This is a genomic window from Oceaniradius stylonematis (genome assembly GCF_003149475.2).
In the GTDB taxonomy this organism is placed as follows: domain Bacteria; phylum Pseudomonadota; class Alphaproteobacteria; order Rhizobiales; family Rhizobiaceae; genus Roseitalea; species Roseitalea stylonematis.
In genome coordinates this window covers 18,786-32,286 of the sequence record NZ_QFWV02000001.1, presented here as the reverse complement: position 1 = coordinate 32,286, position 13,501 = coordinate 18,786, and the positions used below count along the sequence as shown (strand labels likewise).

Below are 13,501 nucleotides of genomic sequence, written 5' to 3'. Positions count from 1 at the left end.
AGGCGCCGAGGGCGGCCTGATCCTCATTCACCTAAGCCCGAAACCCGGCCCGGCAAGCGCCGGTCACTGCGCATCGATTGAGGGCGGAAAATCCTCGCGCGGCTAACACGGTTCCGTCGTGTCCAGGATCGACTGGTAGTCGCCCGTCTCCACCGCCGCCATCACCTCCGCCCTTCGTTCGGGTGAAACCGCATCGAGCCGCAGCCGCGCACGCCCTTCCGCGTCGGCGAATTGCGTGGGATGGACGCCGAATTCAGGCGCCGCGAGCAAGACGACGCGTTCCACCAGAAAAAGGGCCACGTCCGGGTTCATATGGATCGTGGCGTAGCGCCCGGTTTCGTTCGCTGATGCCGTTCTGGATGTGAAGATGATCTCGGCGGAGGGCATGCCATGGTCGAAGGCAAGCGGCACCAGGCCGGCTATGGCTGCCTTGAGTGACGCATCGACCGTATCGTCCGACCAGCGGCCGCACCAGACCGGCATGCCGCTGTCATCCTCTGAATGGAACCGCGCCCGTTCGGCACGCTCCAGCGTTCGCCGGAGCGGCACGATGAAATGACAGCCCAGCTCTTCGCGCAGCGTGGTCAGCGCAAAGCGTTCCAGCCAGGCCGCCCGCCAGTCCGGATCGTCCCGGAACGGGGCATAGGCCCGATAGCGGCGGACATAGCCGTCAATATGGGCATCGACCTTGCCCGCACAGGCCCGCTCGGCTCCGTCATACTCGGCTTCGCGAACCGCGTCGAAAGTCTCCGCGTCGATGCCGAACATGGATTGGAGCGGGTAGGGCAGGAAGAACTGCGGCGGCTGGTTTTCGGCGCTTTCAGCTGCCTCGCCGACCAAAGTGGATTGGGATAGGGCCAGTATGGTGAATCCAACTAAGTATCGGAACAAGTTTATCCAACGGTTTGCGTTGCATGAGATCATCTGGTTGTCTCTATGAACTGGATTACATTATGCAACCTACAGCAACCGAAGCAAAAAACAATGAATGCGGCGTCCTTGCAATGTCGATTGATCGCTCGAACGACGAATTATCCGGCTTGCAAAGGCAGGAATCTGCACTGAAGAATCGTCGAACCAATCGTCGAGGAGAAATTGCGCAAGCCGAGAACCGCATCAACCAACTCGAAGCCATGAGAGGAGCGGCGCAAGGCTCTGCCAACATTCGACATCCGACCGCGCGGATCGTCGCTCCTTTGACGTCCGCGGCTGTTTCAGCAGCGATCCGCGTCGAACGAGACAAGATCAGACGCGCCGAGATCGCCGTTGGCATCCTCGATTCCGAAATCAAAACAACGCGTCAGCGGATCAACGCGACCAAGAACAATATTGATACCGCGCGTCGCCGCCGAAGGGATCTTGGCTGCTGACGTGGGATTTTGTATTGCCGCCCGAACTTCCTGCCAAGTCTACGTTCAATAGCGCCGCTGCGGCAGGCCGGCCTCCCGCATCACCACATCGCGCGGCCGGCAGGGGCCCGTGGTCTCAAGGATCGACCGCCAGTCCCCGTTCCATGCCGCCTCTTTGACCTCGGCGCGGCGCGCGTCCGGCACCATGTGCAGCATGCCATAGCGGCTATCCTCCTCGTTCAGCTTGAAAGCGAAGATGAAGTTCCGCCGGTCGGCCATCACTTTCGACCGCTCCATCAGCAGCAGCAGCACGTCCGGGTTCATCGCGACCAGATGCCCGTAGGACCGGAAGTGCGATTGGGACATCACATGGAGTTCGCTTGCCGCCGCCGGAATGGCGTCTTCGAAGGCCAGTTCGATGAGCGCGGCGACCGTATGATCCTCTTCGATCGTCGGCTGCCCGTCCCGCCAGCGGCCGCACCAGCGCGGTATGCGGTCGGCCGGTTCGACATCGGTGCGATACGTGCCGTCCCGGCGTAGAAACGCCACGATGGGATTGACGAAATGGCAGCCGATTTCGCCGCGATAGACGGTCTTTCCGAAATAATCGGCCCAATAGTTCCGCCAGTCGGGATCATCCGCCCACTGCGCGAACTGCGGCCATCGTTCCACATAGACATCGAGCAGAATGTCGATCCGTTCCGCGCAGCCCGCATGGTCGATGCCCATCCCATAGTCGTCTGCGTGGAGCAGTCTGATGCTGACAGAATGGCTCAGTTCGCGGACTTCGGGCGCGGGAAACTCGGAAAAATCGGGGACCTCAAGGAGCCGCGTTTCGGCCACGGCTACCCCATGCGTCCACGCGAAGATCATGAAGAACAGGCCGAACGTGTACAACTTATCCAACGCGGTTCCCTGCATGCCAATATTGCGGACGACACAATGAGTTAAACGAAAGTATGGAAATGCCTACTCTCGATATCAAGTCCCGCCGCTGCGCTGAATTGAACGCTGACCTGAGGCAATTTAACCACGACCTCCATCGAGCCGAGTTGAATGCCAGCGACAAACGCAACCAGATCACGCGCAAGCGCGGCGAGATCTCACAGCATGAAAACGAAGTTGCTCGGCTGGAAGCTTTGGCCCTGGCTCCGGGCTCTGGCGGGCTCTGGCGGGCTCCTGCCCCTGCCGGGTCGTATCGCGGTCGGAATTGTCGGCGCCGCCAATCGCGCCCAATTGGAAGCAGCGAAGCGGCGCCTGGCACAACTGCGCGACCGCGACCTGCCGCGACTTCGCGACGAACTGCGTGAAATCAACCATCGCATTGGCACAATCGAGCGCAACATCGCCATCGTCAGGGAAGAACGCCGGAGTCTCGGCTGTGCCTGAGGGACGTGCTTTCCAATCGGCCCGCCATCGGCTAAGCCGCGCCGCACGCCCTGAGACCGGAGACAGATTTCATGCGCCTTGGCGGACGGTTGGCTGCCGCGATCGACGTGCTCGCCGACATCGACACCCATTTACGGCCCGCTTCGGTGGCCCTGGCCGACTGGGGCAGGGCGCACCGTTTTGCCGGTTCGGGCGACCGCGCGGCGATCGGCAATCTGGTCTATGACGCGCTGCGCCGGCGCGCCTCGCTTGCATTCCTGATGGATGATGACAGCCCCGCTTCGCTCGCTTTCGGCGCGCTCGCCGTCTCCTGGGCGATGGCGCCGGACAAGATCGCCGAAGCGCTCGACGGCGACAAGTTCGCGCCCGAAATGCCGACGGCGCGTCTTGAAGCCATCGCGGAGCACGATCTGGCGCTTGCCGATCCCTGGGTCGAGGCCGATGTCGCGCCCTGGTGCGGCGACCTGATGGCCGAAAGCTTCGGCGAGGAATGGGTCGAGGAAGCCAAGGCCTTCACCGCGCGGCCGCCGCTCGATCTGCGCGTCAACACGCTCAAGGCCGACCGGGACAAGGTGCTCAAGGCGCTGGCCAAGGCGGGCGCCAAACCCGCCGCCATCGCCCGTCACGGCATCCGCATCAAGCCGCCGCGCCGGGAAGGGCGCCTGCCCAACGTCCAGGCCGAGCCGGCATTCCAGAAGGGCTGGTTCGAGGTTCAGGACGAGGGTTCGCAGGTCGTCGCCGATCTGGTGTTTGCGCGGGCCGGCGAGCAGGTGTTCGATTTGTGCGCCGGCGCTGGCGGCAAGACGCTGGCGCTCGCCGCTGCCATGGAAAACAAGGGCCAGGTGCATGCCTGGGATGCCGACAAGCAGCGCCTTGCGCCGATCTTCGACCGGCTCAAGCGTGCCGGCACGCGCAATGTGCAGGTCCACGCCGCCGATGCGGATCTGGCGCCGCTGGAAGGCCGGTTCGACCGGGTGATCGTCGATGCGCCGTGTTCGGGTTCGGGCACTTGGCGCCGCCATCCGGACGCCAAATGGCGCCTGACCCCGCAACAGCTCGAAAAGCGCGTCGCCGAACAGCGCGCGATCCTCGACGATGCGACGCGTTTCGTCCGGCCCGGCGGTTACCTGTGCTACATCACCTGTTCGGTCTTTGCCGAGGAGAACGAGACGCAGGTCTACGCCTTCGGCGACCGTCACGCCGGCTGGTCGCTCCTGTCGGCGGGCGAGGTCTGGCAGGATCTGTTCGGCTTCGACAAGCCGCAGCCCTGGTCGGCCGATCTGAACAGCATCACGCTGACGCCGCGCGCGACGCAGACCGACGGCTTCTTCTTTGCGGTAATCCAGCGCGAGGGGCAGGGGTGATTGGCGGTTGTGGGCTTCCGGCCGATGGCGTATGGCCGGGCCGAACGTGCCCGATGTGCGTTGTGCCGCAATTCCGGAGCTGAACCGTGACCGACACCAATTCCCTTGATGATCTGACCGGCGGCGACCATCGCGGCACGGGCGGGGCGTCGGGCCCCGGCGGGCGCTGGCTTTCGCTGGTGCTGTTCATTGCGTTCACGCTGGGCGGCGGAACGCTGATCGGCGCCGTCACCGCGCCCGGCCCTTGGTACGAGGCGCTGGAAAAGCCCTTCTTCAACCCGCCGAACTGGGTGTTCGGGCCGGTCTGGGCGGTGCTTTACGTGATGGTCGCCATCGCCGGCTGGCGCACATGGCTGCGCGGCTATCGCGGCCTGCCCATGCAGCTCTGGTTCCTGCAGCTCGCCGCCAACTTCATATGGTCACCGGCCTTTTTCGGCATGCAGCTGCCCGGCCTTGCACTTCTGGTCATCGTCGTCATGGGCGCCCTGACCTTTCTTTTCATCCAGTTGACCTGGAAACCCGACCGCACGTCCGCCCTTCTGATGTTGCCCTACATGGCGTGGGTGACCTTCGCCGGCTTGATCAATCTCGCCATCTGGTGGATGAACTGACAGGCGCTGACATCGCGGCAGGCAGCGCGCCAGGGTGGCTTGAAAGGCGGGCAAGGCGATGCTCAAGACAGTCGGATCGAGATCGATACTCTATGTCATGGCCGCCGATGCGGAATATGGCCCGCACCTGCAGGCGCGTTTCACGCCGCTGGTGTGCGGTGTCGGACCGGTCGAATCGGCCGTCAATCTGACCCGTTCATTGGCGTCCGAAAGACCCCACATCGTCATTTCGCTGGGCTCGGCCGGCTCGCGCACGCTCGAGCAGGCCGAGGTGTACGAGGTCGCCTCTGTCAGTTACCGCGACATGGACGCCTCGCCCCTTGGCTTCGAGAAGGGCCGCACGCCGTTTCTCGATCTGCCCGCCGAGCTGCCGCTGACGGTCATGGGCGACATACCGGCCAAGCGCCTGTCGACGGGCGCCAACATCGTTTCGGGTGCGGCCTATGATGCCATCGATGCCGACATGGTCGACATGGAGACCTTTGCCTTGTTGCGCGCCTGCATGATGTTCGATGTGCCGCTGGTCGGCCTGCGCGGCATTTCCGACGGCGCCGACGATCTGCATCATTTCGATGACTGGACCCAATATCTTCACGTCATCGACGAGAAGCTGGCAGGCGCGGTCGACCGGATCGAGGCGGCGATTGAAAGCGGTGCCGCGTTCGCGTAAGCGGTGGACCTGATCACCGATCAAGGGAACCACGCCAATGAGCGATGACAGCCAGCGCACGGGCCATTGCCTGTGCGGCGCCGTGCGCTTTTCCGCAACGGTGAACAAGCCGCATGTGGGCGCGTGTCATTGCTCCATGTGCCGCCGCTGGAGTTCGGCGCCTTACATGGAAATCGAGTGCGCCGGCGTCCGATTCGAGGGCGAGGAGCACATCACGCGCTTCCGCTCGTCGGACTGGGCCGAACGCGGCTTTTGTTCCAAGTGCGGCTCGAACCTGTTCTATCGCATCATCGACAGTAACGATTACCAGATGGCCGTGGGCCTTTTTGACGACCAGTCCGGGTTGCGGTTCACACTTCAGGTCTTCACCGACGAGACCCCGGACTTTTACGCCTTCGCCAACGAAACCAAGATGCTCACCGGCGCCGAAATCTTCGCCATGTACGCGCCAACGGACGACGAGACAACATGACCGACACGCCCCATCCCGACACTGTCCTGATCGTCGATTTCGGCTCCCAGGTGACGCAGCTCATCGCGCGTCGGGTGCGCGAGGCCGGCGTCTATTCGGAGATCGTGCCGTTCCAGTCGGCCGAAGAGGGCTTTGAGCGTCTCAAACCCAAGGCGGTGATCCTGTCGGGCGGGCCGGGGAGCGTACCCGAAGAAGGCAGCCCCCGCGCGCCGGAGATCGTCTTTCAGTCCGGCCTGCCGGTTCTCGGCATCTGCTACGGCCAGCAGACGATGGCGGCGCAATTGGGCGGTTCGGTCGAGAGCGGCCATCATCGCGAGTTCGGACGCGCCTTCATGACCGTCGATGCGCCAAGCCCGCTGTTCGAGGGCGTGTGGAGTGTCGGCGAACAGCATCAGGTCTGGATGAGCCATGGCGACCGTGTCACGCAACTGCCGGACGGATTTGAGGTGATCGGCTCGTCGCCCAATGCGCCGCTGGCTGCCACCGCCGACGAGGCGCGCCGCTACTATGCCGTCCAGTTCCACCCCGAAGTGGTGCACACGCCCGACGGCGCGAAGCTCCTGTCCAACTTCGTGCACAAGATCGCAGGCCTGAAGGGCGACTGGACGATGGCCGCCTACAAGGATCAGGCGATCGCCGCGATCCGTGAACAGGTCGGCGACGGCAAGGTCATCTGCGGCCTGTCGGGCGGCGTCGATTCCTCGGTCGCCGCGCTCTTGATCCACGAGGCGATCGGCGATCAGCTCACCTGTATCCTCGTCGATCACGGGCTGATGCGCCTGAACGAGGCGGCCCAGGTCGTCGACATGTTCCGCGAGCACTACAACATCCCGCTCGTCCATGTGGATGCGTCCGACACATTCCTCGACGCGCTCGAAGGCGAAAACGACCCCGAGACCAAGCGCAAGACGATCGGCAGGCTCTTCATCGACGTGTTCGAAGCCGAGGCGACCAAGCTCGGCGGCGCCGATTTCCTCGCCCAGGGTACGCTTTACCCGGACGTGATCGAGAGCGTCTCCTTCACCGGCGGTCCGTCCGTGACCATCAAGAGCCATCACAATGTCGGCGGCCTGCCCGAGCGCATGAACATGAAGCTGGTCGAGCCCTTGCGCGAATTGTTCAAGGACGAGGTGCGCGCGCTCGGCCGAGAACTCGGCCTGCCGGAGCAGTTCATCGGCCGCCATCCGTTCCCCGGGCCCGGCCTCGCCCTGCGCTGCCCCGGCGGCGTGACGCGCGACAAGCTCGACATCCTGCGCCAGGCCGATGCGATCTATCTCGACGAGATCCGCAAGGCCGGCCTTTACGACGCGATCTGGCAGGCCTTCGCCGTGCTGCTGCCCGTCCAGACGGTGGGAGTGATGGGCGATGGCCGGACCTACGAATTCGTCTGCGCGCTGCGCGCGGTGACGTCGGTCGACGGCATGACGGCCGACTTCTACCACTTCGACATGGCGTTCCTCGGCCAGGCGGCAACCCGGATCATCAACGAGGTCCGCGGCATCAACCGCGTGGTCTACGACGTCACATCCAAGCCGCCCGGCACCATCGAGTGGGAATGATCCCAAATCGCCGATTGGCCGGGCGCCTTCCTCGGAAGGCATTCCGGATCAAGCGGCCAGTGCCGTGTCGATCGCCCGGCCGAGCTTGCCGACCAGTTCGCCGATCTGGTCTTCGGTGATGATGAAGGGCGGTGCCAGCAGAACGTGGTCGCCGCGGCGCCCGTCCACCGTGCCACCGGCCGGGTAGCAGATCAGGCCTTCCGCCATCGCCGCCGCCTTGATCTTCGCGTGCAGCTTGCGCGCGGGATCGAAGCTGGTCTTGATCGAGCGGTCCTCGACCAGTTCGATGCCCCGGAACAGGCCCCGGCCGCGAATGTCGCCGACATGCGGATGCTGGCCGAAGGCCGCATTCAATGCCGCTTCCAGTGCTTCGCCTCGCGCGCGGACCCGGGGCAGCAGGTCGCGGTCCAGAATGGCATCGAGCACCGCCTTGCCGGCGGCTGCGGCCAGCGGATGGCCGTGATAGGTGTGCCCGTGCTGGAAGCTGCCCGAGCCGCTCGCGATCGCCCCGTAGATTTCGTCCGAACACAGCATCGCGCCAATCGGCGCATAGCCGGCGCCGAGCCCCTTGGCGATGGTCACGATGTCGGGCGCGATCCCGTCCTGCTCGCAGGCGAACAAGGTGCCGGTCCGGCCCATGCCGCACATCACCTCGTCGAGGATCAGCAGTACGCCGTGACGGTCGCAGATTTCGCGAATGCGCCGGAAATAGCCGTCAACGGCCGGCACCGCGCCTGCCGTCGCGCCGACGACCGGCTCGGCGATGAACGCCATGACGGTCTCTGCTCCGAGCCGTTCGATCTCCGTTTCCAGTTCGTTGGCGACGCGCTGGCCATAATCGAAGGCGCTCTCGCCCTCTTCACGGAAGTGATACTCAAAGCACGGCGCGACATGATGGGTCTCGACCAGAAGCGGCTGGTACTTCTCGCGCCGCCAGGCATTGCCGCCGGCGGCCAGCGCGCCGAGCGTGTTGCCGTGATAGCTCTGTCGCCGGGCGATCAGATGGCGCCGCTCGGGCTGGCCGATCTCCAGATAGTATTGGCGCGCCAGCTTGATCGCCGCTTCGACCGCTTCCGATCCGCCGGATAGAAGATAGACCTTGCCGATTCCCTCCGGCGCGTTCGCCACCAGGCGGTCCGCCAGCTCTTCGGCGGCCTTCGATGTGAAAAAGCCGGTGTGCGCGAAAGCGATCCGGTCCAGCTGGTCGTGAATTGCCGCCCGCACGTCGGGATCGGAGTGGCCCAGACAGGAGACCGCCGCGCCGCCCGATCCGTCCAGATAGCGCCGGCCGGCCTCATCGACGATGTAGCACCCCTCACCGCGTACGGCGGCGGGCAGGGCGGCGGCCCCCCGCCCGAAGATCCGGCTCGTCATCGGTCACTCCCCGCGAACCACGAACACGGACTGCTTGGCGTGGCGGACGACACGCGCCGAATTCGGCCCAAGCAGATAATCGCTCAGCTCCGGCGTATGCGAGGCCATGACGATGGCATCGACGCCCAGCTTGTTCGCCGCCGTGATGATCTGGTCGTAGACCCTGCCGTGCATGACGTGCGGGTGCACTTCGATATCGTCGGGAACGTTGACGCGCACCCATTCGGTGAGCTTCTCGCCGACCTCACGCAGCGCCTTGTCCTCGAAATCCTTGTCGAAATAGCCGCTGACCACCGACATGCCGAAGTCCGGCATGACGGTGACCACGTGCAATACCGGGTTTTCCGGCTTGCTGAGCCGCAGCGCCGCGGGCAGCGCCTTCTTCCAGGAGGCGTCGGCGGACAGGTCGATGGGCAGCAATACGGTCTTGAACATGGCTCGTGATCCTCAAATCGTCAAAAGGCCGGCTGGGTCTGGCGGCGGCGCTGCAACATGATGACCACGCCAAGCAGGAGCAGTGCCGGAATGTAGAAGACCTGCGCCGGCATGCGCTGGTTGGGCACCTGCACCGAGGCCAGTTCCACCGGCGTGTCGGAATAGAAATCGAAATCGGCGAGCTTCTCGGCGGTGGTGGTGCCGAACATCGGCTCGTCCATACGCACCGTGTCGCCGTCGGGGATCAGCAGCAGGCCCGAATTGGCGACCCGTTCGGCCGCCGTTGCGCCTTCGGCATACATGACCAGCGTCGTCTCGGCCGTTTCGCCCGTGTTGAAGTCGGGACCGCGCACCAGAAGCCGGATGCGGTCGCCTTCCGCCACATCGCCGACCACCTGTTCGAACTGCACCGGAGGCACGTCGCGATAGGGGCTCTGCACCATGTTGAGCCAGACATTGGGCACAAACAGGGTGAAGGCGACCAGAAGCAGGGCCGCGCTCTCGTAAATGCGCGACCGGGCGAGGAAATAGCCCTGTGTCGCCGCTGCGAAAAGCAGCATGGCGAACGTCGCCGTTATGAAGACGAACACGGCCTGAGCGATTCCCTCCCATGTCCCCAGATCGACACCGTAAAGGATCAGTGTCGGGTTGAAGATGAAGAGGAACGGCAGCGCCACCGTCCGCAGGCTGTAGAAGAAAGCGGTGAAGCCGGTCTTGATCGGATCGCCGCCCGAAACGGCGGCCGCCGCGAAGCTGGCAAGACCCACCGGCGGCGTCACATCGGCCATGATGCCGAAATAGAAGACGAACAGATGCGCCGCGATCAGCGGCACGATCAGGCCTTCCTGTGCGCCGAGCGAAACGACGACCGAGGCCATCAGCGACGAGACCACGATATAGTTGGCCGTGGTCGGAAGCCCCATGCCGAGGATCAGCGAGAAGATCGCGATCAGCACCAGCATGACCAGCAAAATGCCGCCCGACAGCTGTTCGACCAGGCCGGCCAGTTCCGTGCCGATCGGCGTCTTGGTGACCGTGGCGACGATGATGCCGGCCGCTGCCGTTGCGACGCCGATGCCGATCATGTTGCGGGCGCCGGCGATCAGGCCCTCGCGCAGATCGACCAGGCCGGCCATGAACTCGTTCACCAGCTCACCGCCTTCGCCCCGGAACACCGTCTTGAGGGGCCGTTGCGTGACGATGATCAGCAACATCAGCGAGGTGGCGTAGAAGGCCGACTTGGCCGGGCTCTGGCGCTCGACCATCAGGAACCAGATCAGGACGACGATCGGCAGCACATAGTGCAGGCCCGTCGCATAGACTTCGCCCACCGTCGGCAGCTTGAATTCGCTCTCGTTCGGGTCGTCGATCTCAAGGTCCGGCCGGCGCGACGCGACCATGACCAGGCCGACATAGAGCGCGATCAGAACGATCATCATGATCGGCGCCGACAGGTCCGGCAGGGCCGTCTCCAGCGCATCGACGCCGTAGATCAGCGCGGTGAAGGCGACGCCGGCAACGATGAAACCGGCAAGGAACTTGGCCAGCATGCCGGTCATGGACTTGGATTCGCCGAGCGCCGGCATTTCCTTTTTCAGCGCTTCCAGATGCACGATATAGACGAGCGCGATGTAGGAGATCACCGCCGGTATGAAGGCGTGCTTGATCACCTCCACATAGGGAATGCCGATGAATTCGACCATCAGGAACGCGGCTGCGCCCATCACCGGCGGCATGATCTGCCCGTTGACGGACGAGGCGACTTCCACCGAACCGGCCTGTTCGTTGGTGAAGCCGACCCGTTTCATCAGCGGGATGGTGAAGGTGCCGGTGGTGACGACATTGGCGATCGACGAGCCGGAAATCACGCCTGTCATGGCCGAGCCGACGACGGCGGCCTTGGCCGGACCGCCGCGCAGATGGCCAAGCCCGGCAAAAGCGAGCTTGATGAAGTAATTGCCGGCACCGGCCTTGTCGAGCAGCGAGCCGAACAGGACGAAGAGGAAGACGAACGCCGTCGAAACGCCCAGCGGAATGCCGAACACGCCACCCGTATCCAGCCATTGAGCGTTGATCAGAGCCGTGAACGACAGCCCCTCATGCTCGATCAGGTCCGGGATCAGCAAGCCTTGCCCGAAATAGGCATAGGCGAGGAAAAGCGAGCCGACCACCGTCAGCGCCGGGCCGAGCGCGCGCCGGCTGGCTTCGAGCAGGACGACAAGGCCCACCGCGCCGATGATCACCTGCGCCTGGGTCGGCAGGCCGGAGCGGGCGGTCAGCGCCAGCTCGTCCGAGAACCAGAACACGTAGAAGGCACAAAACCCCGCAATCGCCGCCAGAACCCAGTCGAGAATGGGAACATGGTGGCGTGGCGAGGATTTGAGCGCCGGATAGGCCAGGAACGCCAGCACCACGGCAAAGGTCAGGTGGATGGGCCGGGTTTGCGACGAGTTGAGGACCGGCAGATACTCGCCGAACCACAATTGAGGCTGCGCGATCCAGAGCTGGAACAGCGACCAGACCAGCGCGAGGCCGGCGATCAGGCCGGCGACTGTCTTGTTGGTCGGGACCCGCGCGCCGCTGTCGGCACTGGCCACCAGATCCTGCAGTTCCTCGTCGGTATATTGCCTGCCTTGGCTACCGGTCGCTTCACTCATTGCGCGCCCCCGCAAAAATCGATCCCAAAAACAAAATCCGCGGCCGACGGGCGCCGGCCGCGGAAACCAATCAGTCCATGACGGGGGTGATCACTCGATCAGGCCCGCTTCGCGGAAGTAGCGCTCGGCACCCGGGTGCAGCGGCGCCGACAGGCCGTCATTGGCCATTTCCTCGGCGGTCAGGTTGGCAAATGCCGGATGCAGACCCTTGAACTGGTCGAGGTTCTCGAACACCGCCTTGACCACGACATAGACGGTCTCCTCGGGCACGTCGGCCGAGGTCACGAAGGTTGCGCCGACGCCGAAGGTCGTCGTGTCCTCGTCATTGCCGCGATACATGCCGCCGGGGATGGTCGCCGTGCGATAATAGGGCCGCTCTTCGACCAGACCATTCACCGCGTCGTTGGAGACGTCGACCAGCACGCTGTCACAGGCCGTGGTCGCTTCCTGGATCGAACCGGACGGGTGGCCGACCGTGTAGATCATGGCGTCGATATTGTTGTCGCACAGCGCCTGGCTCTGTTCGGCGGCCTGCAGTTCCGATGCCAGCGCGAAATCGTCCATGGTCCAGCCCATGGCTTCCATCACCACTTCCATCGTGCCGCGCTGGCCGGAACCGGGATTGCCGACATTGACACGCTTGCCCTGCAGGTCCTCGAAGGTTTCGATGCCCGCATCGGCCCGCGCGACCACGGTGAACGGCTCGGGGTGGACCGAGAAGACCGCGCGCAGGTTTTCGAACGGTCCCTGCTCTTCAAAACGCGACGAGCCGTTATAGGCATGGAACTGCCAGTCGGACTGGGCCACGCCGAATTCCAGTTCGCCATTGCGGATCGCGTTGATGTTGAAGACCGAGCCGCCGGTCGATTCCACGCCGCAGCGAATGCCATGCTCCGCACGGTCGCGGTTGACCAGCCGGCAGATCGCGCCGCCGGTGGGGTAGTAGACCCCGGTCACGCCGCCGGTACCGATGGCGATAAAACTATCCTGCGCAAAGGCTGCGCCGGCTGCGAGCGCTGTCGCAGTTGCAACCAGCACGCCTATCATCTTGTTTCTCATTGCGCGAACTCCCTGTTTTCTTGGCCGCCACTTGCGATGGCGGTCCCCAGACAACACCGAATAACGGATGCGCCGTCAAGTCGCCCGGGCCGATGAAACGGTTACCGGGACTGTGCCCCGGTTTTCCTCACGTTACGTCATGCGGCCTGCCGCCTGGCCCAGGCTTGGCCGGCGCGCCAACATCAGGCCGTGGCGCTCGCTCGTGCCCGCCGGCGCGGCGCCTTGCGGCCGTCCGGCAGCCGGGCCGCCCCGTTGGTCAATTTGCGTTGGACGCATGCGCAGCGCTTTGATATGGCAGAGCCGCGCCGGTAAAGCACCCGTAGCTCAGCTGGATAGAGCGCTGCCCTCCGAAGGCAGAGGTCACAGGTTCGAATCCTGTCGGGTGCGCCATCTCGCATTTTTCCATCTCGATACCTCCTAACATATTGAATGGTATGGCTTTTTTGGGGTTCGAAAACCCCTTCTCCCGGTGGTAGCTTATCCGCTCGGCAAAGGCCAAACGAAGGACCATTCTGCGCAGGTGCGATTGCCCGCTTTCCCAGAGTTTCCAGGGGTTTGCGAG

General features: G+C 64.1%; 13 protein-coding genes and 1 tRNA gene. 8 read left to right on the top strand and 6 right to left on the bottom strand.

The features are described from left to right. Positions 1–102: 102 nt before the first annotated feature. Positions 103–840 carry a hypothetical protein gene (locus DEM25_RS00165; RefSeq protein WP_109768723.1) on the bottom strand — a complete coding sequence of 246 codons (738 nt, stop codon included), beginning with the start codon at positions 838–840 and terminating at the stop codon, positions 103–105. 74 nt (positions 841–914) lie between these two features. Between DEM25_RS00165 and DEM25_RS17515 the strand changes: the two genes are divergently transcribed. Next, positions 915–1,370: a hypothetical protein gene (locus tag DEM25_RS17515; protein ID WP_109768722.1), complete on the top strand. Its 456-nt coding sequence runs from the start codon at positions 915–917 to the stop codon at positions 1,368–1,370. 45 nt (positions 1,371–1,415) lie between these two features. On the opposite strand, the gene DEM25_RS00160 is transcribed toward DEM25_RS17515, so the two are convergent. Then, positions 1,416–2,255: a hypothetical protein gene (locus DEM25_RS00160; RefSeq protein ID WP_147393248.1), complete on the bottom strand. Its 840-nt coding sequence runs from the start codon at positions 2,253–2,255 to the stop codon at positions 1,416–1,418. A gap of 204 nt (positions 2,256–2,459) precedes the next feature. Here DEM25_RS00160 and DEM25_RS00155 point away from each other — a divergent pair, with 204 nt between their 5' ends. From DEM25_RS00155 to guaA, 6 genes are all read left to right on the top strand, one after another. After that, on the top strand, positions 2,460–2,738 hold the full coding sequence (locus tag DEM25_RS00155) for a hypothetical protein (RefSeq protein WP_109768720.1): 279 nt from the start codon (positions 2,460–2,462) through the stop codon (positions 2,736–2,738). A 71-nt stretch (positions 2,739–2,809) separates the two neighbouring features. Further along, positions 2,810–4,102: an RsmB/NOP family class I SAM-dependent RNA methyltransferase gene (locus DEM25_RS00150; protein WP_109768719.1), complete on the top strand. Its 1,293-nt coding sequence runs from the start codon at positions 2,810–2,812 to the stop codon at positions 4,100–4,102. 86 nt (positions 4,103–4,188) lie between these two features. Beyond that, positions 4,189–4,713: a TspO/MBR family protein gene (locus tag DEM25_RS00145; protein ID WP_245412699.1), complete on the top strand. Its 525-nt coding sequence runs from the start codon at positions 4,189–4,191 to the stop codon at positions 4,711–4,713. Between the two features lie 58 nt (positions 4,714–4,771). Beyond that, a complete protein-coding gene (locus DEM25_RS00140) occupies positions 4,772–5,383 on the top strand; it encodes a 5'-methylthioadenosine/S-adenosylhomocysteine nucleosidase (RefSeq protein WP_109768718.1) in 612 nt (203 codons plus the stop codon). Between the two features lie 37 nt (positions 5,384–5,420). Beyond that, entirely contained in the window at positions 5,421–5,855 is a 435-nt protein-coding gene (locus tag DEM25_RS00135) for a GFA family protein (RefSeq protein ID WP_109768717.1), read from the top strand. Then, positions 5,852–7,414 (top strand): glutamine-hydrolyzing GMP synthase, encoded by a 1,563-nt coding sequence (gene guaA / locus DEM25_RS00130; RefSeq protein ID WP_109768716.1) that lies wholly within the window; start codon positions 5,852–5,854, stop codon positions 7,412–7,414. The genes DEM25_RS00135 and guaA overlap by 4 nt, the downstream gene beginning before the upstream one ends. 48 nt (positions 7,415–7,462) lie before the next feature. Here the strand turns inward: guaA and DEM25_RS00125 are convergent, their stop codons facing one another. From DEM25_RS00125 to DEM25_RS00110, 4 genes are all read right to left on the bottom strand, one after another. Continuing rightward, positions 7,463–8,788: an aspartate aminotransferase family protein gene (locus DEM25_RS00125; protein WP_109768715.1), complete on the bottom strand. Its 1,326-nt coding sequence runs from the start codon at positions 8,786–8,788 to the stop codon at positions 7,463–7,465. A 3-nt stretch (positions 8,789–8,791) separates the two neighbouring features. Further along, the gene (locus DEM25_RS00120) at positions 8,792–9,223 is read right to left on the bottom strand and encodes a universal stress protein (RefSeq protein WP_109768714.1); all 432 of its coding nucleotides are present in this window, start codon (positions 9,221–9,223) and stop codon (positions 8,792–8,794) included. Positions 9,224–9,243: 20 nt separating this feature from the next. Next, entirely contained in the window at positions 9,244–11,880 is a 2,637-nt protein-coding gene (locus DEM25_RS00115) for a TRAP transporter permease (RefSeq protein WP_109768713.1), read from the bottom strand. 90 nt (positions 11,881–11,970) lie between these two features. Beyond that, positions 11,971–12,939 (bottom strand): TAXI family TRAP transporter solute-binding subunit, encoded by a 969-nt coding sequence (locus DEM25_RS00110; RefSeq protein WP_109768712.1) that lies wholly within the window; start codon positions 12,937–12,939, stop codon positions 11,971–11,973. Between the two features lie 313 nt (positions 12,940–13,252). Between DEM25_RS00110 and DEM25_RS00105 the strand changes: the two genes are divergently transcribed. Further along, positions 13,253–13,329, top strand: a tRNA-Arg gene (locus tag DEM25_RS00105). Positions 13,330–13,501 lie beyond the last annotated feature (172 nt).

What these genes read in the sequence shown, in the direction of transcription:
- DEM25_RS17515 (WP_109768722.1), top strand. Translation starts at nt 915, where the DNA reads ATGAGATCATCTGGTTGTCTCTATGAACTGGATTACATTATGCAACCT.
- guaA (WP_109768716.1), top strand. Translation starts at nt 5,852, where the DNA reads ATGACCGACACGCCCCATCCCGACACTGTCCTGATCGTCGATTTCGGC.
- DEM25_RS00155 (WP_109768720.1), top strand. Translation starts at nt 2,460, where the DNA reads ATGAAAACGAAGTTGCTCGGCTGGAAGCTTTGGCCCTGGCTCCGGGCT.
- DEM25_RS00135 (WP_109768717.1), top strand. Translation starts at nt 5,421, where the DNA reads ATGAGCGATGACAGCCAGCGCACGGGCCATTGCCTGTGCGGCGCCGTG.
- DEM25_RS00125 (WP_109768715.1), bottom strand. Translation starts at nt 8,788, where the DNA reads ATGACGAGCCGGATCTTCGGGCGGGGGGCCGCCGCCCTGCCCGCCGCC.
- DEM25_RS00150 (WP_109768719.1), top strand. Translation starts at nt 2,810, where the DNA reads ATGCGCCTTGGCGGACGGTTGGCTGCCGCGATCGACGTGCTCGCCGAC.
- DEM25_RS00115 (WP_109768713.1), bottom strand. Translation starts at nt 11,880, where the DNA reads ATGAGTGAAGCGACCGGTAGCCAAGGCAGGCAATATACCGACGAGGAA.
- DEM25_RS00140 (WP_109768718.1), top strand. Translation starts at nt 4,772, where the DNA reads ATGCTCAAGACAGTCGGATCGAGATCGATACTCTATGTCATGGCCGCC.
- DEM25_RS00120 (WP_109768714.1), bottom strand. Translation starts at nt 9,223, where the DNA reads ATGTTCAAGACCGTATTGCTGCCCATCGACCTGTCCGCCGACGCCTCC.
- DEM25_RS00110 (WP_109768712.1), bottom strand. Translation starts at nt 12,939, where the DNA reads ATGAGAAACAAGATGATAGGCGTGCTGGTTGCAACTGCGACAGCGCTC.